Source organism: Frederiksenia canicola, assembly GCF_011455495.1.
GTDB classification, from domain to species: Bacteria; Pseudomonadota; Gammaproteobacteria; order Enterobacterales; family Pasteurellaceae; genus Frederiksenia; species Frederiksenia canicola.
Window position 1 is genome coordinate 1,420,917 of record NZ_CP015029.1, and the last position, 23,692, is coordinate 1,444,608.

Below are 23,692 nucleotides of genomic sequence, written 5' to 3' on the forward strand. Positions count from 1 at the left end.
CGGTCACTTTATAACAAAGTTTTGCAAATCAGGAAAGCACACAATGAAACAGCTCTATATTTTCGATTTTGATGGCACTTTGGCGGACACCTTGCCACTTTGTTTTATGTGTTTTCGTGAAACCTTTTTGAAATATAACCAACAGTATTTAACCGATAAGCAAATCACCCGTTATTTTGGCGGTTCAGAACAACAAATCATTGAGCAGATTGTACAAGGCTCGCCAGAACGCAAACAGCAAGCCGTTGAATTTTTCTACAAACTGTATTCCGCTAATCATCCTCTTTATGCCACTTGCCCGCCAGCGATTTTCCAGCTTTTACAACAACTTAAACAACAGCAGAAAACCTTAGCGATTTTTACAGGCAAGGGCAGACGTAGTCTTGAGTATTCTTTAGATGCACTCAAACTGCGAGAATTTTTTGATGTAACTATCAGTGATGATGAGGTTGAAAACTCAAAGCCTGCACCTGATGGCTTACTTCAAATTGTAGAACAGCTCCAGATAGATAAAGCAAAAGCAGTCTATTTTGGCGACAGTCAAGCGGATCTTATTTCAGGGCAACAGGCAGGGATTGAAACGTATTTGATTGACTGGATAACAAAACCGACGGATACGATTTTGTTACCCAATGAAGAACATGCAGAATTAGTGTGAGCTAGTGTTGGAAAATAAGTTAATTACCAACACGCCTCCAATAATCATCGCCATACCAATAAAGCCAGCTAAATCTGGCTTTTGTCCAAAGGCAAAATAGGCGATAACGGCGGTGAGAACGATACCAACGCCCGACCAAATGGCGTACACCAAACCAACAGGTAGGGTACGGAAAACGATAGAAACCATATAAAAAGCGAGTCCAAAGGCACATAGTGCAATGATTGTTGGCACAGGTTTAGTGAAACCATCGCTATATTTTAGGGCAGTAGTGCCACAAATTTCACACAAAATAGAGATAAATAATAATATCCAAGGGTTCATATAATAAGGGTATGAATGAAATAATTGGGTGGGGAATTCTATAGATAAATAAAAAATTCACTAGTCTTGAAAATTTGGATTTTTTGTGAGCAAACAGAATAGGAAACGCATAATGATAACATTTGAAATAGGCAAAAAAGATTTCCTACTTAACGGCAAGCCGTTCAAAATTATATCAGGTGCGGTGCATTATTTTCGCATTGTGCCAGAGTATTGGCACAGAACGCTCTACAACCTAAAAGCAATGGGTTGCAATACGGTGGAAACCTATGTGCCGTGGAACTTGCACCAGCCGCAGCCAGAAGAATTCTGCTTTGGCAAGCGGGCGGATTTAGCCAAATTTTTGCAAACGGCTCAGGATTTAGGTTTATATGTGATTCTTCGCCCAACACCTTATATCTGTGCCGAATGGGAATTTGGTGGGTTGCCTGCGTGGTTACTCAACGATCCCACCGTTCATATTCGTCAAAATGATCCCATTTTTCTCGGCTATGTTGAGCGATATTTTGCCAAATTATTACCGATTGTTGCGCCATTTCAGTTTACCCAAAGTGGTAACATTTTGATGATGCAGATCGAAAACGAGTATGGTTCATTCGGCAATGATAAAAACTACCTAAGAGCCATTCGAGATCTCATGCGAGCCAACGGCATCACCGTTCCGCTCTTTACGTCCGACGGCGCTTGGCAAAACGCATTGGAAGCGGGTGCATTGATTGAAGATGATATTTTGCCAACAGGCAATTTCGGTTCTCGTTCCAATCAAAATTTAGACGAGCTCCAACGCTATTTTGACAATCATCAGAAATCCTATCCGTTGATGTGTATGGAATTTTGGGACGGCTGGTTCAACCGTTGGAAAGAGCCTGTGATTACTCGTGATGCGCAAGATTTAGCCGACTGTACCGATGAACTGCTCAAACGTGCGAGCATCAATTTTTATATGTTCCAAGGTGGGACGAATTTCGGCTTTATGAATGGTTGTTCGGCTCGATTGGATACCGATCTCCCCCAAGTGACGAGCTATGACTACGATGCACCTATGAGAGAGTGGGGCGAGCCGTCTGAAAAATACTACCTGCTGCAAAAAGTGATCAGTCAATACCCTGATGCAAGTCCAATTCAAGATCCCATTTTGCCAAAAATCACCCAATATCCACCGCTTGCAGTGGCGAACGAGGTTTCGCTCTTTAGCACTTTAGACAAAATTAGCCAGCCGATTGAAAGCCCTTGTACTCAAACAATGGAGCAACTTGGACACTATTACGGCTATATGCTCTATCGGGCAAATCCGACAGCATACAGTGATGAAATTAAGTTACGCATTTTCCAAGGGCGAGATCGGATTCAGGTGTTTAACGATCAACAAAAAGTTGCCACACAATATCAACACGAAATCGGCAACGACATTATGTTGCAAACGCCAAACGGACAATTCCAATTAGATCTGTTGGTCGAAAATATGGGGCGGGTAAATTATGGCGGCAAAATGTTAGCCCCAACCCAACGTAAAGGAATCGCTGCAGGGGCGGTGCTTGATCTGCACTTCCACACAGGTTGGCAACATTACGCTCTGGATTTTGAGCGGCTTGCGGAAATTGATTTTAATGGTGAAAAAGATAGCCGAGTGCCTTCGTTCTACCAATTTCATTTACAAATTGATGGCGGGCCGCAAGATACGTTTATCGACACGAGCAAACTCGGCAAAGGGGTAATCTTCGTGAATGGCGAAAATCTTGGACGTTACTGGCACGAAGGCCCAACCTGTTTTCTTTATCTGCCGGCTCCGTTATTAAAACAAGGACAGAATGAAATTATTGTGTTTGAAACAGAAGGCATTCGCCTAACGGAATTAACCTTTAGCGACAAGCCAATTTATAAAAAGTTAGAGACGAAGAATTTGTAGGGAAAAGTTCCCATCGTAGCTCAAAGAGGAGATAGCTACGAATGGTACAAGCGGTCAGATTTTATAAGTTTTTTACCTATCTGATTACAGGAGCATAAAATGAAGGATATAGTATGGCTTTTTCCTATTATTTTTATGATTCATGAAATGGAAGAAATAATAGGTTTTAGAATTTGGCTAAATAGGAATGTAGCACTTGTTAAAAAATATCCTTTGCTTGAGAAAATAGATAAAAGTTTTAGTTATGAAGGGTTTTCTGTTGCAGTCTTAGAGCAATATTTGCTTTGTATTTTAATCACACTGTTATCTATTTATTATGATAATTATCTTATATGGATAGGATTTTTTATTGCTTTTGTTATACATCTTGCTATTCATATCTTGCAAAGCATTGTGATTAGAAAATATATCCCTGCTTTGATTACAAGTATTACTTTATTACCAATAAGTGCAATGGTTTTAAATAGGTCGATAAATCAAACGGATTATTCAAACTTTCAGATTGTTATTGTTTCAGTATGCTGTTTTATTGTAATGATCTTAAATTTGATTTTTATGCATTATGTAATGAAACAAATAACTCAAAAATACGTTTTTAAAAATACATTAAGGAGCAAAATATGAGCTTAATTTTAATCAGCCACGGGGAGTTTGCCACGGGATTGTTGGATACTGCTGAGATGATTTTAGGCAAAATCGACAACGCCCAAGTGGTTAATCTCTATCCGCATGAAAGTTCTGACGATTTCAAGGCGAAATTTGAGAAGGCGTTAGAAAATGCCACGGGTGAGATCGTGGTATTGGCAGATATTATGGGTGGCACGCCTTGCAATGTGGCGATGCGGTATTTACCGAAACTGGCGGGGCTGTATGGCGGAATGAATTTGCCGATGGTGATCAGTTATGTGAGTGAAGAAGGCACTGACGGTTTGCTCGAAAATGCCAAAGCACAAATTTACGATGTAGCAGAACAGTTAAAAAATGTAGCGTCAGAAGATGATGAATAGGAGTATCCAATGGCTAAAAAAGACTTTATGAAAAAATTAGCAACTAAAGACGGTATTATTGCGGCTCTCGCTATCGACCAACGTGGTGCGTTACGCAGAATGATGGGCGATGATATTACCCCTGAACAAGTGAGCGAATTCAAAACGTTGATTTCACAGGAATTGACCCCGTACGCCTCTTCGATCTTACTCGATCCCGAATTTGGCTGGCCAGCGGCAGGCAAACGTGATGCTAACTGCGGTTTGATTATGGCATACGAAAAAACGGGCTATGATAAAACGGCGGTTGGTCGTTTCCCTGATTTGATTGACGATGTGTCCGTTCGCCGTTTGAAAGACAACGGGGCGGAAGCGGTCAAATTATTGCTTTATTTTGACATTGATGAAAGTTCAGTGATCAACGATCGTAAAGCTGCATTTGTGGAACGTGTCGCTTCGGAATGTCACGCGGAAGGCTTGCCATTGTTCTTAGAAATTTTGACCTACGATGCTAACAATGAAGACAAAGCTCATTTTGCTAAAGTCAAACCACACAAAGTGATTGAAGCGATGAAATTCTTTGCCGATGAGCGTTTTGGTGTGGACGTGTTGAAAGTGGAAGTGCCAGTGGATATGAATTTCGTCGAAGGTTTTGCCAAAGACGAAGTGGCTTACAGCCAAGCAGAAGCGAAAGCGTTCTTCAAAGCTCAAAGTGATGCAACACCAATCCCCTTTATTTTCTTAAGTGCGGGCGTGTCTGCTAAATTGTTCCAAGACACCTTAGTTTTCGCCAAAGAGGCGGGTAGCCAATTTAACGGTGTACTCTGTGGGCGGGCGACTTGGGCTGGTGCAACGGAAACCTACAAGGCTCAAGGCGTAGATGCAGCTCGCCAGTGGCTCAAAACCGAAGGTAAAAAGAACATCAGTGAATTGTTGGCCGTGTTAGAAAAAACCGCAACGCCAATTCGTTTTTAACCTGAAAAAATCCCTAGCACAGTGATGTGCTAGGGATTGATGACTTAACAAGCGGTGAGATTCGAGCCATTTTTTGCAAATTTTCTCAAGGAACTGACCGCTTGTAGATTAGGCCTTACTTCTCAACATACAAGTCACGGACAAAATAGACGCCTTGTGGGCTTTTACCTTCGTAGCCTTTGAGTTTTGGATTTTTGATGAATAATCCAGCGTAGTGATAAATCGCTACAAATGGATGGTGGTTACCAAGCTCTTCTTCTGCTTTCGCATAGATTTCTGCACGTTCTTCTTCATTCTTCGCATAGTAAGAATCATTGATCAGCTTATCAAATTTTTCGCTCTTAAAGCCGATTTTATTCTGCTCGCTGTTGGATAAATAGTAAGTTAAGAATGTGCTAGCATCGTTATAGTCTGCAATCCATGCACTAAATGCGAGGTTGTAGTTTTTCTGTTGCTTGGTGTCTAAGAAAGTTTTCCATTCCATATTTTTCAAGCTAATTTCAGCCATACCACCTAAGTTTTTCTTCCACATTGAAGTAGCGGCTACCGCAATGTTTTTCAAACCTTCGTTGGTGTTGTAAAGCAATTCAGTTTTGAGTGGATTCGATTTGCTATAACCAGCTTCCATCAATAATTTTTTCGCTTCTTCGTTACGCTCTTTTTGCGTCCAAGTTGCGTACTCAGGCTGTTTAATTTTCTCACCACCACCGATGTAATTTGGCGTAAAGCGGTAAGTTGGTGTTTGACCAAAGCCAAGCACTTTATCGGTGATTACTTCACGTTCAAGGGCTAAATCTAATGCTTTACGCACACGAATATCATCAAACGGGGCTTTTGCTAGGTTCATTTCATAGGTAAATGTACCGAGTTTGCGTGATTTGTGAATTTGCGGATCGTATTCTTTACGGAATTTTGGATCTTTGTAGAGTGTAGAAGGAATATTCGCAATATCTAAGTCGCCAGAGCGGAAGCGAGCGATACCTGAGCTTTCATTTAATACGAAGAAAGTCACTTTATTGACCACAGTCTCTTTATCGTTCCAATAGGTTGGGCTGCGTTCAAACACAATTTTTTCGTTGAGTGTACGTTCTGCGATTTTATAGGCTCCGTTACCTACAAAGTTTTCTGGGCGAGTCCAATCATCACCAAACTTTTCAACGGTGGCTTTGTGTACAGGGAAGAGTGAGGCATGTTGAGTAAGTTGAGCCGCATAAGGAACGGGAGCGGTTAAGGTGAGTTGTAGCGTGTAATCATCAAGTGCTTTTGCACCAAGTGTGTCGGGTGATTTGTGACCAGCAACGATATCCGCCACATTTTCTAATTTCATAAATTCAAGATAGGCGGCATAAGGCGATGCCGTTTTCGGATCGACTACACGTTGCCACGCATAGACGAAATCATGAGCAGTGACAGGATCGCCATTCGACCATTTAGCGTCTTTACGCAGATGGAAGGTGAGTGTTTTAAAATCGTCAGCGTAGTCCCATTTTTCCGCCACACCAGGAATGATGTGATCCAATTCATCGGTACTGACTAAGCCTTCCAATAATTGGCGAGCAAGTAAACTTTCAGCAGTACCTTCCATTTTTTGTGGATCAAGTGTAGCGGCTTCGGCTGTGGTTTGAATGCGAATTTCTTGCTTATCGGCAAGCTGAACGCCAGCGGGTACTTTCGCCGCAAAAGCACTAGAGGAAAATGCCAATAAAACGGCACTGCTGAGTGCAGATAATGTAATAAGCGGTTTGCTTCTTGACCATATTGTATTCTGCATAGAAATCTCCTTATAGCAATCAATGAAAAAATAGGGCGTTATAAATAGCCCAATTCGTCAGTTGTGTAAAGATTTGTGCCTGATTTTTTATTGATTTTGAGACAGACTTAACATTTTTATGCCATTGACAAGCGGTCAGATCAGAGAAAAATTTTGCAAATGAATGTTTTTCTACATACCAATTTTTGATAGATAGCGACTTTATTTTTACCTTTGTAAATATCGCAATGGCGATTCGTTGTCATTTTTTATTTAAATGGTGAAATGTGTAACATTTTATTGGTCGGAACTCACTGTAAAGTTGCATAAATCCAGAAATAGTAGGCGATTTTTAGTGAAACTGCTGTATAATGTGGGAGTTTTATTTCCGTGTATGTAATAGGCGGCTATCAAAAAGGCTTTTGATTGAGTAATACAAGCGGTCAGTTCCGAGAGTTTTTTTGCTAGTCGCAATTTTTAGGAAATAGAACAAGGTGCAGGGTAGGCTTAATGCCACCTTTTAATATTTTCTGAAAAATGAAGGACTTATCAATGACTCCAATCGTCAAACAATTTAAATATGGTCAACACACGGTGACCTTAGAAACAGGTGCGATTGCTCGCCAAGCAACTGCGGCAGTAATGGCAAGTATGGATGATACTACGGTTTTCGTGACAGTAGTCGCTAAAAAAGACGTGAAAGAAGGGCAAGACTTCTTCCCTTTAACCGTTGATTATCAAGAGCGTACCTACGCAGCAGGTCGTATCCCTGGCGGTTTCTTCAAACGTGAAGGTCGCCCATCTGAAGGTGAAACACTCGTCGCTCGTTTAATTGACCGCCCAGTTCGCCCACTGTTCCCTGAAGGCTTTTTCAATGAAATTCAAGTAATTGCGACCGTTGTGTCAGTGAATCCACAAATTAGCCCAGATTTAGTCGCTATGATCGGTGCATCTGCGGCTCTTTCATTATCTGGCGTGCCATTTAATGGGCCAATCGGTGCAGCACGTGTTGGTTTAATCAACGATCAATTTGTTCTCAACCCAACGATTGCTGAACAAAAACTCAGCCGCTTAGATTTAGTGGTTGCAGGTACCGATAAAGCGGTATTGATGGTGGAATCTGAAGCGGATATTTTAAGCGAAGAGCAAATGTTAGCGGCGGTGGTATTCGGTCACGAACAACAACAAGTTGTTATCGAAAACATCAAAGAATTTGTGAAAGAAGCGGGAAAACCACGTTGGGATTGGGTTGCACCAACACCAGATACCGCATTGATTGATAAAGTAAAAGCTTTAGCAGAAAGCCGTTTAGGCGATGCGTATCGTATTGTTGAGAAACAAGTTCGCTATGAGCAAATTGATGCAATCAAAGCAGAGGTTATCGCACAACTTACTGCGGAAGATGAAACCGTTTCCGAAGGCAAAATTATTGATATTATTACCGCATTAGAAAGCCAAATCGTGCGTAGCCGTATTATCGCAGGCGAACCACGTATTGATGGTCGTACCGTTGATACCGTTCGTGCATTAGATATTTGTACTGGTGTTTTACCACGTACTCACGGTTCTGCGTTGTTCACCCGTGGTGAAACACAAGCGTTAGCGGTTGCAACTTTAGGGACAGAACGTGATGCGCAAATTATTGATGAATTAACGGGCGAGAAATCAGATCGCTTCCTTTTCCACTACAACTTCCCTCCATATTCTGTGGGCGAAACTGGTCGTATTGGCTCGCCAAAACGTCGTGAAATCGGTCACGGTCGTCTAGCAAAACGTGGCGTATTAGCAGTAATGCCAACGGCAGAAGAATTCCCGTATGTAGTGCGTGTAGTTTCAGAAATTACTGAATCAAATGGTTCTTCTTCAATGGCATCAGTATGTGGTGCATCATTAGCGTTAATGGACGCTGGCGTGCCAATTAAAGCGGCAGTTGCTGGTATCGCCATGGGCTTAGTGAAAGAAGATGATAAATTTGTAGTGCTTTCTGATATCTTAGGTGATGAAGATCACCTAGGCGATATGGACTTCAAAGTAGCAGGTACTCGTGAAGGGGTAACAGCGTTACAGATGGACATCAAAATCGAAGGGATTACCCCAGAAATTATGCGTATTGCCCTGAACCAAGCGAAAGGGGCGAGAATGCACATTCTTGGTGTAATGGAACAAGCTATTCCTGCACCACGTTCAGATATTTCTGACTTTGCACCACGCATTCACACAATGAAGATCGATCCGAAGAAAATCAAAGATGTGATCGGTAAAGGTGGTGCAACGATTCGTGCATTAACCGAAGAAACTGGCACTTCTATTGATATTGATGATGACGGTACAGTGAAAATTGCTGCAACGGATAATAATGCAGCGAAACGTGTAATGGAACGTATCGAAGAGATCGTAGCAGAAGTCGAAGTGAATGCGGTATACAAAGGTAAAGTGACTCGTGTGGTTGATTTCGGAGCTTTTGTCTCTATTCTTGGTGGCAAAGAGGGATTAGTCCACATTTCACAAATTACCGATGCCCGTGTTGAACGTGTCGCAGACTACCTGGAAGTAGGACAAGAAGTACAAGTGAAAGTGGTTGAGATCGATCGTCAGGGTCGCATTCGCTTAACAATGAAAGACATTGCTTCTGCTCCAGTGGAAGAGCAAGAACAAGAACTTGCTGAGTAATTAAAAATTGTAGGGTGGGTCTCTTGACCCACCATTATAATTTTATGTTGGTGGGTTAAAGCCCACCCTAAACCTAAGGTTTTACAATGTTACAACGCATTAAGCTGTTGAATTTCCGCATTATTCTACTTAATCTATTTATGCTTTTCTTTCTGACAAGCTGTGTAAACCGCGTGTCAGAAATTATCTCGCCAACCAAATTAGCTATTGCGGAACTCAATCCGCAGTTGCGTTTTGAACAAGAGGTAATGGTGGTTAGGCTAACTCAGGTGTTAGATGAAGCGGTACTCAGCCAAGCAGAGCGTGCGGAGTTACATTTTGAGCGTGGCGTCATTTATGATAGTTTAGGGCTTTGGTCATTAGCTCGTAATGATTTTGCCTTAGCGGTAGAGCTTGCCCCCAAAATGGCTGCAGCCTACAACTACTTAGGTTTATATCTTTTACTTGAAGATGATTACGATAGCTCAATAGATGCTTTCAATGCTGTCTTAGAGCTTGATCCGAATTATGACTATACTCGTTTAAATCGAGGATTAGCATTCTATTATAGTGGCCGCTATAACGAAGCAGAGCGGGATTTATTAGCGTTTTATGAAGCTGATAAAACCGATCCTTACCGAGTGTTATGGTTATATTTCAATGAATTAGAGTTCTTACCAAGTGAAGCAAAAACTAAGCTAGTTGAGCGCTCAAAAGGGCTAGCTGACTCTTTCTGGGGAACAAGTATTGTTGCCTATTTTTTAGGGGATTATACTCTTGAGCAACTACGGTTAAAAATGAATGCTCAAGCTGAGCCAAACACGGCACAATATGCAGAAATTTTAACCGAAACCTATTTTTATCTTGCAAAACAAACACTCAAAATCAATCAAGTGGATGAGGCAACCAGCCTTTTCCGTCTGACTATTGCAAACCAAGTGTATAACTTCGTTGAGTATCGTTTTGCCTTGTTTGAGCTAGCTCGTTTACGTGCAGCAAAAACAAATCCCGTTATTGTTGGGAAATATTAGGACGATACAAGCGGTCAGTTCCGAGCAAAATTTTGCGAAATCTAACCGCTTGCCTGTGTGACGAGTTATACAAAGCATTGATTTGCTTTCTATTTATTTTTCTTACCTATCAGTACTCAACAATAGAATTTTTATTTTTTATTGACTTTGATGAAACCAATTTTGCTTATTCCACGCCCGCTTGCGGGGGAATAAATAGGGACCATCAAAGAAAATAGATCTACGATGCATTTGTGCATTATTTTTTGGAATTTTATGACAACTAACACTTTAACTTTCGCCGATTTAGGCTTACCACAATCTATCCTTGATGCCGTCAATGAAATGGGTTTTGTAACCCCATCGCCAATTCAGCAAGAATGTATCCCACACTTACTTGCAGGGCGTGATGTATTGGGAATGGCACAAACGGGAAGTGGTAAAACAGCGGCTTTCTCTTTACCTGTTTTGGCTCAAATCGACCCAAATCAACGCCACCCGCAAATGTTGGTGATGGCACCAACCCGTGAACTGGCGATTCAGGTGGCAGACGCTTGCGAACAATTCACTAAAAATATGAAAGGCATCCGTACTGTAACTATTTACGGCGGTCAGCGTTACGATATTCAAATTCGAGCATTAAAAAACGGAGCTCAAGTGGTTGTGGGTACACCAGGACGTATTCTTGACCATATCCGTCGTGGTACTTTGGATTTATCTGAACTCAAAACTATCGTGCTAGATGAAGCGGACGAAATGTTACGTATGGGCTTTATCGAAGACGTGGAAACGGTCATGGCGGAACTGCCTGAGAACCACCAAACGGCGTTATTCTCTGCCACAATGCCAGAGCCAATTCGTCGCATCACCAAACGTTTCATGAAAGATCCACAAGAAGTTAAAATTCAAGCAACCCAACGTTCAGCACCAGACATTACGCAAAGCTACTGGATGGTGAATGGCTTCCGCAAAAACGATGCATTATTGCGTTTCTTGGAAGTGGAAGAATTTGATGCCGCGATTATTTTCACCCGTACTAAAACGGGTACCACTGATGTGGCGGAGCTTTGTGAACGTAATGGTTATCGTGCTGCAGCGTTAAACGGTGACATGACCCAACAAGCTCGTGAACAGGCGTTAGATAAACTGCGTTCAGGGCGTTTAGATATTATTGTGGCGACAGACGTCGCAGCTCGAGGGATCGATATCGATCGAATCAGCCTTGTGGTGAACTTTGATATTCCGCTTGATGCTGAGTCTTATGTTCATCGTATCGGTCGTACTGGTCGTGCAGGGCGTTCAGGTCGTGCATTATTATTTGTCGAGCCACGTGAGCGTCGTTTATTGAAAAATATCGAACACCTCATCAAAAAACCAATTGATCAAGTGCCAGTACCAAACCACGAAATTTTAATGGCAAAACGCCGTGAAAAATTCAAAGCAAAAATCTCTCTACAACTTGAGCATCATGATTTAGAGTTATATCGTGAGTTGTTGGAAGATCTCTTCACAGCAGACCAAGATCACGAAGAGTTAGCTGCGGCAATGATGATGTTATTGCAAGAAAAGCAAAAACTCATTTTGCCACCCGATCCTGAAATTCGTTCAGTTCGTGGTGAGCGTGGCAAAGGCCGTGAAAACCCACGTTCAGCCGAGCGTCGTGGCGGACGTGATAATAATGGCGTGGCGATGGATCTTTACCGTATCGAACTCGGTCGTGAAGACGGCGTAGAAGTCCGACATATCGTTGGTGCAATTGCCAACGAAGGTGATATTAGTAGCCGCTACATCGGACATATTAAACTGCACGATACTTATTCAACTATTGAATTACCACAAGGTATGCCGAAGCATTTAGTGCAACACTTTGCTCAAAAAGCCCGAGTGTTAAGCAAACCGATGCAGATGTCGTTATTAGGTCCTGCTGACAGTGCGACTAACAGCAATCCATATGAAAGCAAAGGTGCGCGTGGCCGTGGTGATCGTAATGACCGCCGTAGCGGACGTGATCGCGATGAGCGTAGTTTCAAAGACCGCAAAGGTGGCTTCAAAGAAAAACGCTTTAACGAACGAGGTCGCAGATAAAATTCTGCCCCCGCTTGCGGGGGAAGTACCCGAGCTTGCGAGGGGGTAGGGGGCAAGCGGTCACATTTTAGTAAAATTTTGCAAATCCCCCCTCCCTAACCCTCCCCCGCAAGCGGAGGAGGGAATTTTCATTAAATTCTACGAATTTTGTAAAATGTTCATCCAATCCACTCAAACCCATTGCGATTTATCCCTTTCTGATCAAGATTTCCACTTTATGCAGCACGCTTTACACCTTGCGAATAATGCCGAAGCTGAAGGCGAAATTCCTGTGGGGGCGGTGTTAGTTTCGGCAAGCGGTGAGATTTTAGGCGAAGGCTGGAACCGTTCGATTGTGCTGTCTGACCCAACGGCACATGCTGAAATTCAGGCGATCCGAATGGCAGGGCAGAAAGTGGAAAATTACCGCCTGCTTGATACCACTTTGTACGTTACCCTTGAGCCTTGCACAATGTGTGCGGGGGCGATTTTACATAGCCGAATCGGGCGGTTAGTTTTTGGGGCGAGTGATTATAAAACGGGGGCAATTGGCTCACGTTTTCACTTTTTTGAAGATTTTAAAATGAACCATACCCTACAAATTCGTGGTGGCGTGATGGCAGTAGAATGTAGCCAAAAAATCAGCCGATTTTTCCAACAACGTCGAGCAGAACAGAAACGGCTAAAAGCCCTACAAGCGGTTACTTCCGACTAATTTTTTGCAAAAAAATCCCCGAATAGTGAACTAGTCGGGGATATGAGTTCAATTAGAAATCCATTAACTCTTTTTCTTTATCAGCCAAAATTTCATCCACTTTCTTAATGTAAGTGTCGGTGATTTTTTGGATATCTTCTTGTGCTTTGCGTTCTTCGTTTTCGCTGATCGCTTTCTCTTTTTCTAATGCTTTGATTTTATCATTCGCATCACGACGCACGTTACGAATTGCCACTTTGCCTTGTTCGCCTTCACTTTTTACGATTTTGATTAAATCGCGGCGGCGTTCTTCTGTAAGTGGTGGAAGTGGTACACGAATTGTTGTACCCGCAGAAGACGGATTTAAACCTAAATCTGAGGTTAAAATCGCTTTTTCAACAGCACTGATTAAAGAACGGTCGAAAACAGTGACGGCTAAAGTGCGGGCATCTTCTGCAACCACGTTAGCTAATTGACGAAGAGGAGTAGCAGAACCGTAGTAATCTACTTGAATACCGTCTAATAAACTTGGTTGAGCACGACCAGTACGGATTTTTGAAATGTGACCTTTTAACGCTTCAAGGCTTTTTTCCATACGATCTTGCGTATCTTTTTTAATTTCGTTGATCATTGTTTGTTCCTTTGATTAAACACAAAAACGCAGAGATTCTACCTAATTTTCAAGGTTTTTCCTAGTGTTAAGTGTGGTCGGGTGTGATAGACTTTGCATAACTACCGTATGACAAGCGGTCGGATTTGATGATTTTTTTGCAAAGGAGCATTCAATGTATCAACAACAAATTTTAGCGGAACTGCAAGAAGCCGCTGAAGTATTAGATAAATTCATTCGTGACGAAAATAACTTGAAATTGATTCAACAAGCAGCCTTGTTAATTTCTGATAGCTTTAAACAGGGCGGTAAAGTGCTTTCTTGTGGTAATGGCGGTTCTCACTGCGATGCCATGCACTTTGCTGAAGAACTCACGGGGCGTTATCGTGAGAATCGCCCAGGCTACCCAGCGATTGCGATTTCTGATGTCAGTCATTTGAGTTGCGTGAGTAACGATTTCGGCTACGAATATGTCTTTTCTCGCTATGTTGAAGCGGTGGGGCAAAAAGGCGATGTATTGTTTGGTTTATCGACTTCGGGTAATTCGAAAAACATCTTAAATGCGATTGAAGCCGCGAAGAAAAAAGGGATGAAAGTAATTGCCATGACAGGTAAAGACGGCGGGCAAATGGCAGGGCTTGCGGATGTCGAAATTCGTGTACCGCATTTCCGCTATGCCGACCGTATTCAAGAAATTCACATCAAAGTGATCCACATTTTGATGATGTTAATTGAATTTGAAATGGCGAAAAGTGCTTAAAAAATAAAGGGGCTATGCCCCTTTTTCGTTTATTGCTATATAAAAAACAACGGCTTGTTGGCTAACAAGCGGGTAGTTCCTTTAAGAATTTTGCCAATCTAAACGTGTGGTTTGCACTCGGGTAATGTACCTTCAATTTCAAACAGCACATCACCTTCTTTGAAAAAGACATAGCCACCGTTTTTCATTTTTGTCCAGCTCTCATTTTTAGTGAGCGGCTGGGTGGTAATGATAGTGACTTTGTCGGTTTCGCAAGTGTAATCACGGAAGTCGATCATTACGTCATCATCACGCAACGCTGTGCCAAATGGGGCTTTGCGACAAACATAATGTAGATTAGTCGAGCAACGGGCAATCATCCAATGTCCGTTCGATAAAATAAAATTGAACACGCCATGCTCCGCAATTTTACTCGTGATTTCAACCACTGCATCAAAAATTTCTTTTTCACTTGGTTTTTGTGGAAAACGTTCCTTGAGTTTGGCGGCAATACAACAGAAGGCAATTTCAGAATCTGTGGTGCCAATTGGTTGGTAATGATTGTTTGGGCAAATGCTAAGATTTTCGACTGTGCCATTGTGGGCAAACACCCAATTCTCCCCCCATATTTCACGAATAAAAGGGTGAGTATTTTCTAAATTGATTTCACCACGAGTCGCTTTTCGAATATGGGCGATAACGTTGTAGGATTTGATACGATATTGGCTAACGAGATCCGCCATAGGTGAAGAAGCACCAGGGCGATTATCGCGGAAAATTCGCACGCCTTTGCCTTCAAAAAAAGCAATGCCGAAACCATCCGTGTGGCAGTCGGTTAATCCTGCACGGCGGCGAAAGCCTTCAAAAGAAAAGGTAATATCGGTTGGCGTGTTGCAATTCATTCCAAGTAATTGGCACATAATTTTTTACTTCTTTTATATGTTTATGAATGTTAAATTCTGCCCCCGCTAAAGCAGGGGCAGAATGAAGGTTTACAAGCGGTCAAATTCTCAAGAAAATTTGCAAAAATAGCAATAGCCTAAATTAGAATTTATTGATCTATTCTGCGTTTTTTTTTGCATAACGAAAGCAAGAACATCGCTCCTGCACAAACAACAACAGACGGACCGGCGGGTGTATCTTTTAGCCCTGAAAAAATTAAGCCGCCAGTAATGGCTAAAACGCTAAACAAAATGGCATAAATAACCATCATTTCTGGGGTGCGGGCGAAACGGCGGGCGGTAGCGGACGGGATAACCAACAGCGATGTAATGATTAACGCTCCAACGAATTTCATACTTAATGCGATAGTTAAGGCAGTAAGTAGCATCAGCAATAACCGCAAACGAGTAATATTTAAACCTTCGATTTGGGCGAGTTCGGGGCTGACGGTAATCGATAGCAATTTTTTCCAGAAAAAGCCTAACACCGTGACGATAAACAGCACACCAGCGGCGATGAAGATCACATCATTAAAATCGATCGCCAGCAGGTCGCCAAATAAATAAGACATTAAATCGACCCGCACATTATCAAGCAGGCTGATGGTAATCACCCCAAGAGACAAGCTGCAATGGGCGATGATGCCGAGAATAGTATCGACAGAATGGTTAGAATGCTGTTCCAGCCAGACCAAACCGAGAGCGAGTAAAATCGTCATTCCGATCACTGCAATATAGGGATCGATTTGCAGAAAAATACCTAACGCTACGCCAAGTAAAGCAGAGTGGGAAAGGGTATCGCCAAAATACGCCATTTTTCGCCACACCACAAAAGCACCGAGCGGGGCGGTCACAAAGGCAAGCAACAAACCTGCAAGCCAAGCGGGAAATAAAATCTCAAACATAAATTCTCTTAATGTTGGCAGTTTCCACGACAGACATCGCCGTGTAAATCGTGATGGTGATTGTGTTTATGCGCGTAAATTGCCACGTTTTTAGCAAATTGATCACCAAAAAAGTGAATAAAACTCGGCTCGCTTGAAATCATTTCTGGCGTACCAGCACAGCAAATATGACGATTAACGCATAACACTTCGTCGGTATTTGCCATCACGATGTTTAAATCGTGCGAAACCATTAAAATCGCACAGTTTAACCACGCTCGAGTTTTATTTAGCAGTTGATAGAGTTCCGTTTGCCCTGTAATATCCACACCTTGCATCGGCTCATCTAACACTAATAGTTGTGGACGATCCAAAATCGCCCGAGCAAGCAGTACACGTTGCAGTTCACCGCCTGATAATTTTTGCATTCGATTTTCGCTCAAATGGTTAATTGAAAACAGCGATAGGGCTTCATCAATCAGGGCATTTGTGCCGTTTGGTTTTAGCGATAAAAACTTGCGAACGGTGATTGGAATAGAGGGATCAAGATGCAATTTTTGTGGCACATAGCCGATTTTTAAGCCTTTTTGATGTGAAACTTGACCGCTTGTGGCCGGCAATAATTTCAGCAACACTTTAAGGAGGGTGGATTTCCCACCACCATTTGGGCCGACAATCGTCGTGATCGAGTTCGGGTAAATTTTTAGGCTAATGTTTTGTAAAATCGGCTGCTGATCAAAAGTCACATTGATATTGTCTAGCTGCACTAATGGTGGTTTGGAACGGTCGATCAAAGGTCGAATTTGGCTAATTTGCATTAAATTTTTATGGGTATGAATTTTCGCTAAAAGTAGCGGATTTTTATCATTTTGACAAGAACGGACGGAATTTTTTGTTCTTCGCTCTGTCAGAAGCAACTCAAATCAAATAATGTTTAGAATGAATAAAGAATTTAGGGTAATACTTTGCAACATGTTGTTTTTGCACGAGATCGTCGACGTAAGAAATATCGCTTAAAAGCGATTGCGTTTTTAGTGGCGATACTTTCCGCATCTATTGGAATTTTTCTCACATTTAACACTTCACAAGAGAACACGTCGATAGCACTCAATGTTTCTGCGACGAGTGGTTTGCAAAAAAAAGACGGGAACTTACCGCTTGTTACCACGGAAAATGTCGATCCCATTTCCACTTTTGCTGCGAACACAGCATTAATGGCTCTGTCATGGCTACCGGAAGATAGCCAAACTCTCACCTATATTCAAATCGAACAAGGTGAGTTAGAAGAACCTGTTTCACAAGGTGTGGTGGATGAAAATGCAACGTCTTATGAAGATGATTTTGTGGCAGAAGATGATATTGATGATGAAACCATTCAAAGACTGCAAGCGGAAGGACTAAAACAAGATGATTTATTATCTCCTGATGCAGAAGAGGCATTGAATAGTTTTTTGGACGTGGCTGATGAGGCAATCAGAATTCAAAATCAGTTTAGCTATACTGTCGCGAAGGGCGATAAGTTACAAGATGTTTTGGAACAATCGGGTTTAAGCCCTGCTACGGCAAAATTTTTAGAGAAAAAATTTCCGCAGTTAGCGAAATTAAGTGCGGGTCAGCAGTTTTACTGGATTCTAGGTAAAGACGGTGAGCTGGAATATATGAACTGGCTCGTCTCTGAAAAAGAAGAAAAAATTTTTGAGCGGAAATCCGAAAATCAATTTTCGGTACAAACCGTTAAAAAACAAGGTGAATGGCGGCAAGATATTGTACGTGGCTCGATCAATGGTGACTTTAAATCAAGTTTAAAAGCTCAAGGGCTTTCATCGCGTCAAATTAATCAGCTGGTTGCCGCTTTACAATGGCAAGTTTCTCTCAATAAATTAAAAAAAGGGGATAAGTTTGTCATTTTAGTGAAACGTGAATATATCAATGGCAAAGTCACCGAATTAGGCAATGTGGAAGCGATTCATTTGATGACAAGCAATAAAAGTTATTATGCGATTCAAGCGGATAATGGCCGTTATTATAGTCGCCATGGTGAGACGCTCGGAAAAGGCTTTGCTCGCTATCCATTGCAATCAAAACCAAGAATTTCATCACCGTTTAACCCAAGACGATTACACCCTGTAACCCGCCGAGTCGCACCGCATAAAGGCGTCGATTTTGGATTACCTATAGGCACCCCAATTATTGCACCTGCCGATGGTGTGGTAGAACACGTGGCCTATCAAGCAAATGGGGCGGGGCGTTATATTAAAATCCGTCATGGGGGGCAATATACAACGGTTTATATGCACTTAAGCCGTCAATTAGTGAGAGTTGGGCAATCTGTTAAAAAAGGCGAACGTATTGCACTTTCAGGCAACACGGGACGTTCGACAGGACCGCATTTACATTATGAGTTTCATATCAATGGGCACCCAGTCAATCCAATGACGGTAAAACTGCCAGGAACAGGATCGGGAATGCCAGACAAAGAGCGTAAGGCATTTTTAGTTAAAGCAAAATCTATCGAGTCAAAACTTAAACTTTAAGGAATATATATGCAAAAAAAATTGGCTACACTTATTTTAGGTACACTTTTTTCCACAAGCTTGATGGCTGAAGTGAATTTACAAAAGCAACTTGAAGCCGTTGGGGCAACAAATGTGATGCTATCCGATTCTGCATTACCGGGTTTTAAAACCGCAGTGTCTGATCAAGGCGTTGTACAAATCAGTCAAGATGGTCGTTTTGTGATTTATGGAAATATTTTTGAGTTAAAAAATGGCAAAGCCATTGATATTACAAATCAAGCGTTGCTTTCTCAACTGGAGAGCCTAAAAGATGAAATGATTGTTTATCCCGCGAAGAATCAAAAACATGTGGTCACGGTATTTATGGATATTACTTGCCATTACTGCCATTTATTACATGGAAAAATGAAAGAATATAACGACTTAGGGATTACTGTTCGCTATTTAGCTTTCCCGCGTGGTGGAATGAATACGCAAACCGCAAAACAGATGGAAGCCATTTGGACAGCGAAAGACAAGGTGTTTGCTTTGGATGAAGCGGAAAAAGGAAACTTACCAAAAGAGCAAAAAACACCCAATATTGTTAAAAAACATTATGAGTTAGGCATCAAATTTGGGGTAAATGGCACACCAAATATTATCACTGAAGAAGGCCAAGTTATTCCAGGCTTTGTAGAGCCAAAAGAATTACTCAGTATGCTTAACCAATAATCTTACAAGCGGTCAGATTCTCGCAAAAATTTGCAAATTTTTCATCGGAACTGACCGCTTGTTGTTTTCGTTACTTTATATCCGATTGATGTTATTTTACTTATAATGCAAAAAATCATTAAACGTCGTCCGTTGCTGACTACGGAGAACCTATCTGAAATTCCCCTTTTAAATCGCCTTTACCAAGCTCGAGGCGTGGTATCTCGCAGAGAATTGGAACTCTCTTTAAAACATCTACATAATCCAAATTTACTCGTAAATATAGAGCAAGCGGTTGAGCTGTTATGGCAAAGTTATCAAACACAAGCACGCATTGTGATTGTTGGGGATTTTGATGCCGATGGTGCAACAAGTACAGCACTAGCCATTTTAGCATTGCGACAATTCGGTTTTCAGTCTGTTGATTATCTCATTCCTGATCGTTTTTCCCAAGGATACGGGCTAAGTGTTGATGTCGCCAAAATGGTGATCGCAAAAGGGGCTGATTTAGTGCTGACGGTCGATAACGGCATTTCATCTTTCGATGGCATTAATTTACTGAAATCTCATCAAATCAAAGTGTTGGTGACGGATCACCATTTACCTTCAGACGAATTACCCGCAGCTGATGCGATGGTCAATCCAAATCTGGCTGCTTGCGATTTTCCTTCGAAGTCATTAGCGGGGGTAGGGGTTATCTTTTATGTTATGGTTGCGTTGCGAGCAAAGTTACGCCAAGAAAATGTATTTGAAGGTAAACCAGAGCCGAATATCACAGAATTACTCGATCTCGTTGCATTAGGTACGGTGGCCGATGTGGTGCCTCTTGATCATAATAATCGTATTTTGATCGCTCAGGGATTACATCGTATTCGTTCAGGCCATTGTCGAGTGGGTATTCAAGCCCTTGCAGAAGTCAGTAAACGTGATCTAGCCAGCTTGCAAGCCAGTGATCTTGGCTTTGCGATTGCCCCACGCTTGAATGCCGCAGGGCGTTTGGAAAATATGTCGCTTGGGGTTGAATTATTGATTAGTGATAATTTATCTGAGGCTCGTCAATTAGCTTTAGAGTTAGATGCACTTAATCAAACCCGTAAAGAGTTTGAGCAAGAAATGAAAAGCGAAGCGTTAGCAATTTGTGCCAAGCTTCCTAATATTGCAGACAGTGATTCTGCTCATGGCATCATATTGTACCAACCAGATTGGCATCAAGGCGTGATTGGTATCTTGGCTTCTCGCATTAAAGATCAATTCCATCGACCTGTAATAGCGTTTGCTCAAGACGATGCTGAAGGAAAATTTTTACGAGGATCAGCACGATCGATTTCAGGCGTTCATATTCGTGATTTATTTGAGCGAATTGACACTTATCATCCTAATCTGTTAGTCAAATTTGGCGGGCATGCAATGGCAGCGGGGTTGACTATTGCGGAAGAAAACTTAGGGTTATTTCAGCAAATATTTAACCAAACTCTTCAAGACTTTGTTGAGCCAGAACAATTAACTGGCGTTATTTATACTGATGGTGAATTAGCTCACAATGAATTAAATTTAGCAACCGCAGAATTAATCAAAAATGCAGGGCCTTGGGGACAACATTTTGCCGAACCTTTATTTGAAGGAGAGTTTCGTATTTTACAACAACGTTTAGTTGGAGAAAGACACCTTAAATTACTTGTCGAAAGCCGTGATGGAATGCTGTTAGATGCGATATGGTTTAATGTTGATTTACGGCAATATCCTGATTTATCAATAAAATCAGCAAGATTAGTGTATAGATTAGAAATAAATGAATTCCGTGGCAATCGAAATATTCAGCTTATGATAGAAAATTTATCAATTTAAATTATGAATAAAAAGCTAGAACAAATATATTTTGTAGTGTACAATTTGAGAGATTTTACGTTATGCCTAATAAAGTAAAACTTTATTTTGAATTTCGGTAAGCTTTTATCCTCATTTTCAAAAGGACGCCTTAAAATGAACAAAACAATTTCTCGCAGTCTACTATTAACAAGTGTTGCTCTTGCTGTAACAGCTTGTGGTAATTTAAGCAAAGTATCTGATGAAGGTACTACTGACAATCCAGTTTTCCCAAAAATTTCTGAATCTAAGTTTAACCACGATGGTTCACAATTTGGTTCTTGGCCAAACTGGGAAAATGTTCGTCAAATTGAACGTGGTATGAACAAAGACGAGCTTTATAACTTAATTGGTCGTCCACACTTTGCGGAAGGTTTATACGGTGTTCGTGAATGGGACTACGCATTCAACTATCGTGAAAACGGTATGCACAAAATCTGTCAATTTAAAATTTTATTTGACAAAAATATGAATGCACAAAGCTTCTACTGGTATCCAAATGGTTGTAACGGTAATTCAGCCTTCAACTTAAGTGGTGATTTCTTGTTTGATTTCGACAAGGACACTTTAACAGCAAAAGGTAAAGAGGTCGTTGATAATGTTGCTGCACAATTAAAATCTTCTGGTGCTCAACAGGTGAAAATTGCTGGTTATACCGACCGTTTAGGTTCAGAACAATATAACTTGAACCTTTCACAACGCCGTGCAAATATGGTTAAAGCACGTTTAGCACAACAAGGCGTAACAGCACAAATGGATGCAGTAGGCTACGGTAAAGCTAACCAAGTGAAAGCTTGTGATGGTGTTCACGGTCAAGAGTTAAGAGACTGCTTACGTCCTAACCGTCGTGTAGAAATCTCTGCAAACGGTGGTGTAATGAAGCAAAATGAAGGTGGCAATGTCGCAGGTCCAAATGGTCCTACACCACTTTATCAAACACCATCATATGACGGTAACAAATAATTTTTAACAGCAAGAACAGAAAGGGTGAGTCAATCGCCCTTTCTTTTTTTCTATTCGGAGAGTTTATGTTTTACCAAGCTATTGCATTTGACCTTGATGGTACTTTATTGACTAGCCAAGCCACAATCTTAGATTCTAGTAAACAAGCAATTAAGCAAGCCCAAGCCTTGGGATTGAAAGTTTTTATTGTGACAGGACGCCATCATACAGCGGTACGTCCTTACTATCACGAACTCGGTTTGGATACACCAGTAGTTTGTTGTAACGGCACCTATCTTTATGATTTTAAACAGGATAAAGTGCTATGGGGTAATCCACTGACCACAGCACAAGCCAATTTTCTGGTGAAGTCAGCTCAAGAACTTGGTATCCACGTTGCAATTTATACACGAGATAGCATGACTTACGAACAACTCAATGCGCATTTCACCAAGTTTCTCAAATGGGTGGATAGCTGCGAAGATAGTGTACGACCAAGTGTCAAGCAGGTGAATTTCCCCGAACTGTTAGATGGTAATACCTTAATTTGGAAAGTGCTCATTAGTGATCCTGATCTGGAAAAAATGCAAAATTTTGTTGAAAAGTTACCGCTTGATCAATTCAGTCCTGAATGGTCTTGGGTCGATCGCGTTGATATTACGGCTCAAGGAAACAGCAAAGGGGAATGTTTAACAGAATTGCTGAAACTTGAAAATATTGATCCCAAAAATGTGATTGCCTTTGGTGATAACTTCAATGATATTAGTATGTTATCTACTGTTGGTATGGGCATTGCGATGGGGGAGTCAGAGCAAGAAGTTCAACAGCATGCTAAAATGACCATCGGCTCAAACAATGAAGATAGCATTGCTCAAACCTTGAACCAGTTATTAGGGATCGTCAAATGATTATCCGCAAATCACAACCAGCTGATTTTCAATACATTTTAGGTATTTACAACCAAGCTATCCCCACTCATCAAGTCACCGCCGATCTGTTTTTGGCGACACAACAAAGCCGTCAAGGTTGGTTTGATTTCCATTTAAATAGCGAAAAATACCCGCTTTGGACGGTGGAGGATGGCACAGGAATTGCAGGATGGTTTAGTTTTTCGCCATTCTATGAGCGACCTGCTTTTGTGCATACTTCTGAAATTAGCATCTATCTCGATGCATCTGCTAAAGGCAAAGGATATGGCTCAAAAATCATTCAATATATGCAAGATGTGATGCTCGATCATGAAATTCATACGCTGATGGCGTATGTGTTTGAGATGAACCAAGTCAGCCAAAGCTTGATGAAAAAGCATCAATTTGAATGTTGGGGGCGTTTCCCAAATATTGCAAATATGGGAAAAGATGAGCAGGGTAAAGATAAATGGCGAACGCTGCTAATGATGTCTTATCAAAAAGGCATTACAAGCGGTGAGATTCACGAATAATTTTGCAAAAATTGCATAAACTGCTTGCATATTTAAGCCGAATTTTGCAA

The 23,692-nt window shown here is 41.5% G+C and carries 22 protein-coding genes; 16 read left to right on the forward strand and 6 right to left on the reverse strand.

Annotation, left to right across the window (positions count from 1 at the left end):
• The first annotated feature begins 43 nt into the window (after nt 1–43).
• Complete coding sequence (locus A4G17_RS06955; RefSeq protein ID WP_165894265.1) at nt 44–658, forward strand: HAD family hydrolase; 615 nt, start codon at nt 44–46, stop codon at nt 656–658.
• On the opposite strand, the gene A4G17_RS06960 is transcribed toward A4G17_RS06955, so the two are convergent.
• The gene (locus A4G17_RS06960; protein ID WP_123956292.1) at nt 650–982 is read right to left on the reverse strand and encodes a DMT family transporter; all 333 of its coding nucleotides are present in this window, start codon (nt 980–982) and stop codon (nt 650–652) included. The two genes, A4G17_RS06955 and A4G17_RS06960, sit on opposite strands and share 9 nt — an antisense overlap.
• A 112-nt stretch (nt 983–1,094) precedes the next feature.
• Between A4G17_RS06960 and A4G17_RS06965 the strand changes: the two genes are divergently transcribed.
• The 4 genes from A4G17_RS06965 to A4G17_RS06980 all read left to right on the forward strand — a co-directional run bounded on the left by A4G17_RS06965 (nt 1,095) and on the right by A4G17_RS06980 (nt 4,849).
• Complete coding sequence (locus A4G17_RS06965) at nt 1,095–2,888, forward strand: glycoside hydrolase family 35 protein (protein ID WP_207948543.1); 1,794 nt, start codon at nt 1,095–1,097, stop codon at nt 2,886–2,888.
• A gap of 99 nt (nt 2,889–2,987) precedes the next feature.
• On the forward strand, nt 2,988–3,512 hold the full coding sequence (locus A4G17_RS06970) for an HXXEE domain-containing protein (RefSeq protein ID WP_123956291.1): 525 nt from the start codon (nt 2,988–2,990) through the stop codon (nt 3,510–3,512).
• Nucleotides 3,509–3,895 (forward strand): PTS sugar transporter subunit IIA, encoded by a 387-nt coding sequence (locus tag A4G17_RS06975; protein WP_123956290.1) that lies wholly within the window; start codon nt 3,509–3,511, stop codon nt 3,893–3,895. Before A4G17_RS06970 ends, A4G17_RS06975 begins: the two co-directional genes overlap by 4 nt.
• 9 nt (nt 3,896–3,904) lie before the next feature.
• Nucleotides 3,905–4,849: a tagatose 1,6-diphosphate aldolase gene (locus A4G17_RS06980; protein WP_123956289.1), complete on the forward strand. Its 945-nt coding sequence runs from the start codon at nt 3,905–3,907 to the stop codon at nt 4,847–4,849.
• Between the two features lie 115 nt (nt 4,850–4,964).
• On the opposite strand, the gene A4G17_RS06985 is transcribed toward A4G17_RS06980, so the two are convergent.
• Nucleotides 4,965–6,620, reverse strand: a complete 1,656-nt coding sequence (locus A4G17_RS06985) for an ABC transporter substrate-binding protein (RefSeq protein ID WP_123956288.1) — start codon at nt 6,618–6,620, stop codon at nt 4,965–4,967.
• Nucleotides 6,621–7,151: 531 nt separating this feature from the next.
• Here A4G17_RS06985 and pnp point away from each other — a divergent pair.
• From pnp to tadA, 4 genes are all read left to right on the forward strand, one after another.
• The gene (pnp, locus tag A4G17_RS06990) at nt 7,152–9,269 is read left to right on the forward strand and encodes a polyribonucleotide nucleotidyltransferase (protein ID WP_123956287.1); all 2,118 of its coding nucleotides are present in this window, start codon (nt 7,152–7,154) and stop codon (nt 9,267–9,269) included.
• 86 nt (nt 9,270–9,355) lie between these two features.
• On the forward strand, nt 9,356–10,279 hold the full coding sequence (gene nlpI, locus A4G17_RS06995) for a lipoprotein NlpI (protein WP_123956286.1): 924 nt from the start codon (nt 9,356–9,358) through the stop codon (nt 10,277–10,279).
• A gap of 255 nt (nt 10,280–10,534) precedes the next feature.
• Nucleotides 10,535–12,343 (forward strand): DEAD/DEAH box helicase, encoded by a 1,809-nt coding sequence (locus A4G17_RS07000; RefSeq protein WP_123956285.1) that lies wholly within the window; start codon nt 10,535–10,537, stop codon nt 12,341–12,343.
• 154 nt (nt 12,344–12,497) lie between these two features.
• The gene (tadA, locus tag A4G17_RS07005) at nt 12,498–13,037 is read left to right on the forward strand and encodes a tRNA adenosine(34) deaminase TadA (protein ID WP_123956284.1); all 540 of its coding nucleotides are present in this window, start codon (nt 12,498–12,500) and stop codon (nt 13,035–13,037) included.
• A 52-nt stretch (nt 13,038–13,089) separates the two neighbouring features.
• Here the strand turns inward: tadA and frr are convergent, their stop codons facing one another.
• A complete protein-coding gene (gene frr / locus A4G17_RS07010; RefSeq protein WP_123956283.1) occupies nt 13,090–13,647 on the reverse strand; it encodes a ribosome recycling factor in 558 nt (185 codons plus the stop codon).
• Nucleotides 13,648–13,801: 154 nt separating this feature from the next.
• Between frr and lpcA the strand changes: the two genes are divergently transcribed.
• Nucleotides 13,802–14,386 (forward strand): D-sedoheptulose 7-phosphate isomerase, encoded by a 585-nt coding sequence (gene lpcA, locus A4G17_RS07015; protein ID WP_123956282.1) that lies wholly within the window; start codon nt 13,802–13,804, stop codon nt 14,384–14,386.
• Between the two features lie 98 nt (nt 14,387–14,484).
• Here the strand turns inward: lpcA and A4G17_RS07020 are convergent, their stop codons facing one another.
• The 3 genes from A4G17_RS07020 to znuC form a co-directional block, all read right to left on the reverse strand.
• On the reverse strand, nt 14,485–15,285 hold the full coding sequence (locus A4G17_RS07020; RefSeq protein ID WP_123956281.1) for a class II glutamine amidotransferase: 801 nt from the start codon (nt 15,283–15,285) through the stop codon (nt 14,485–14,487).
• A gap of 131 nt (nt 15,286–15,416) precedes the next feature.
• On the reverse strand, nt 15,417–16,211 hold the full coding sequence (gene znuB, locus A4G17_RS07025) for a zinc ABC transporter permease subunit ZnuB (RefSeq protein ID WP_123956280.1): 795 nt from the start codon (nt 16,209–16,211) through the stop codon (nt 15,417–15,419).
• Between the two features lie 8 nt (nt 16,212–16,219).
• The gene (znuC, locus tag A4G17_RS07030) at nt 16,220–17,008 is read right to left on the reverse strand and encodes a zinc ABC transporter ATP-binding protein ZnuC (protein WP_123956279.1); all 789 of its coding nucleotides are present in this window, start codon (nt 17,006–17,008) and stop codon (nt 16,220–16,222) included.
• A 147-nt stretch (nt 17,009–17,155) separates the two neighbouring features.
• Between znuC and mepM the strand changes: the two genes are divergently transcribed.
• From mepM to A4G17_RS07060, 6 genes are all read left to right on the forward strand, one after another.
• Nucleotides 17,156–18,724, forward strand: a complete 1,569-nt coding sequence (gene mepM, locus A4G17_RS07035) for a murein DD-endopeptidase MepM (RefSeq protein WP_123956278.1) — start codon at nt 17,156–17,158, stop codon at nt 18,722–18,724.
• 63 nt (nt 18,725–18,787) lie between these two features.
• Nucleotides 18,788–19,417 carry a bifunctional protein-disulfide isomerase/oxidoreductase DsbC gene (gene dsbC / locus A4G17_RS07040; protein WP_418886406.1) on the forward strand — a complete coding sequence of 210 codons (630 nt, stop codon included), beginning with the start codon at nt 18,788–18,790 and terminating at the stop codon, nt 19,415–19,417.
• 105 nt (nt 19,418–19,522) lie between these two features.
• The gene (gene recJ / locus A4G17_RS07045) at nt 19,523–21,241 is read left to right on the forward strand and encodes a single-stranded-DNA-specific exonuclease RecJ (protein ID WP_123956276.1); all 1,719 of its coding nucleotides are present in this window, start codon (nt 19,523–19,525) and stop codon (nt 21,239–21,241) included.
• Between the two features lie 135 nt (nt 21,242–21,376).
• Nucleotides 21,377–22,222: an OmpA family protein gene (locus A4G17_RS07050; RefSeq protein WP_123956275.1), complete on the forward strand. Its 846-nt coding sequence runs from the start codon at nt 21,377–21,379 to the stop codon at nt 22,220–22,222.
• Nucleotides 22,223–22,287: 65 nt separating this feature from the next.
• A complete protein-coding gene (locus A4G17_RS07055; RefSeq protein ID WP_123956274.1) occupies nt 22,288–23,109 on the forward strand; it encodes a pyridoxal phosphatase in 822 nt (273 codons plus the stop codon).
• Nucleotides 23,106–23,642 carry a GNAT family N-acetyltransferase gene (locus tag A4G17_RS07060; RefSeq protein WP_123956273.1) on the forward strand — a complete coding sequence of 179 codons (537 nt, stop codon included), beginning with the start codon at nt 23,106–23,108 and terminating at the stop codon, nt 23,640–23,642. The genes A4G17_RS07055 and A4G17_RS07060 overlap by 4 nt, the downstream gene beginning before the upstream one ends.
• The last annotated feature ends 50 nt before the right edge of the window (nt 23,643–23,692 follow it).

Coding starts and splice junctions, on each gene's coding strand:
- A4G17_RS06970 (WP_123956291.1), top strand. CDS start 2,988: ATGAAGGATATAGTATGGCTTTTTCCTATTATTTTTATGATTCATGAA.
- A4G17_RS06980 (WP_123956289.1), top strand. CDS start 3,905: ATGGCTAAAAAAGACTTTATGAAAAAATTAGCAACTAAAGACGGTATT.
- A4G17_RS06955 (WP_165894265.1), top strand. CDS start 44: ATGAAACAGCTCTATATTTTCGATTTTGATGGCACTTTGGCGGACACC.
- recJ (WP_123956276.1), top strand. CDS start 19,523: ATGCAAAAAATCATTAAACGTCGTCCGTTGCTGACTACGGAGAACCTA.
- tadA (WP_123956284.1), top strand. CDS start 12,498: ATGTTCATCCAATCCACTCAAACCCATTGCGATTTATCCCTTTCTGAT.
- lpcA (WP_123956282.1), top strand. CDS start 13,802: ATGTATCAACAACAAATTTTAGCGGAACTGCAAGAAGCCGCTGAAGTA.
- dsbC (WP_418886406.1), top strand. CDS start 18,788: ATGGCTGAAGTGAATTTACAAAAGCAACTTGAAGCCGTTGGGGCAACA.
- A4G17_RS06985 (WP_123956288.1), bottom strand. CDS start 6,620: ATGCAGAATACAATATGGTCAAGAAGCAAACCGCTTATTACATTATCT.
- A4G17_RS06975 (WP_123956290.1), top strand. CDS start 3,509: ATGAGCTTAATTTTAATCAGCCACGGGGAGTTTGCCACGGGATTGTTG.
- pnp (WP_123956287.1), top strand. CDS start 7,152: ATGACTCCAATCGTCAAACAATTTAAATATGGTCAACACACGGTGACC.
- A4G17_RS07050 (WP_123956275.1), top strand. CDS start 21,377: ATGAACAAAACAATTTCTCGCAGTCTACTATTAACAAGTGTTGCTCTT.
- nlpI (WP_123956286.1), top strand. CDS start 9,356: ATGTTACAACGCATTAAGCTGTTGAATTTCCGCATTATTCTACTTAAT.
- A4G17_RS06960 (WP_123956292.1), bottom strand. CDS start 982: ATGAACCCTTGGATATTATTATTTATCTCTATTTTGTGTGAAATTTGT.
- A4G17_RS06965 (WP_207948543.1), top strand. CDS start 1,095: ATGATAACATTTGAAATAGGCAAAAAAGATTTCCTACTTAACGGCAAG.
- znuB (WP_123956280.1), bottom strand. CDS start 16,211: ATGTTTGAGATTTTATTTCCCGCTTGGCTTGCAGGTTTGTTGCTTGCC.
- A4G17_RS07000 (WP_123956285.1), top strand. CDS start 10,535: ATGACAACTAACACTTTAACTTTCGCCGATTTAGGCTTACCACAATCT.
- znuC (WP_123956279.1), bottom strand. CDS start 17,008: ATGCAAATTAGCCAAATTCGACCTTTGATCGACCGTTCCAAACCACCA.
- A4G17_RS07060 (WP_123956273.1), top strand. CDS start 23,106: ATGATTATCCGCAAATCACAACCAGCTGATTTTCAATACATTTTAGGT.
- A4G17_RS07055 (WP_123956274.1), top strand. CDS start 22,288: ATGTTTTACCAAGCTATTGCATTTGACCTTGATGGTACTTTATTGACT.
- A4G17_RS07020 (WP_123956281.1), bottom strand. CDS start 15,285: ATGTGCCAATTACTTGGAATGAATTGCAACACGCCAACCGATATTACC.
- frr (WP_123956283.1), bottom strand. CDS start 13,647: ATGATCAACGAAATTAAAAAAGATACGCAAGATCGTATGGAAAAAAGC.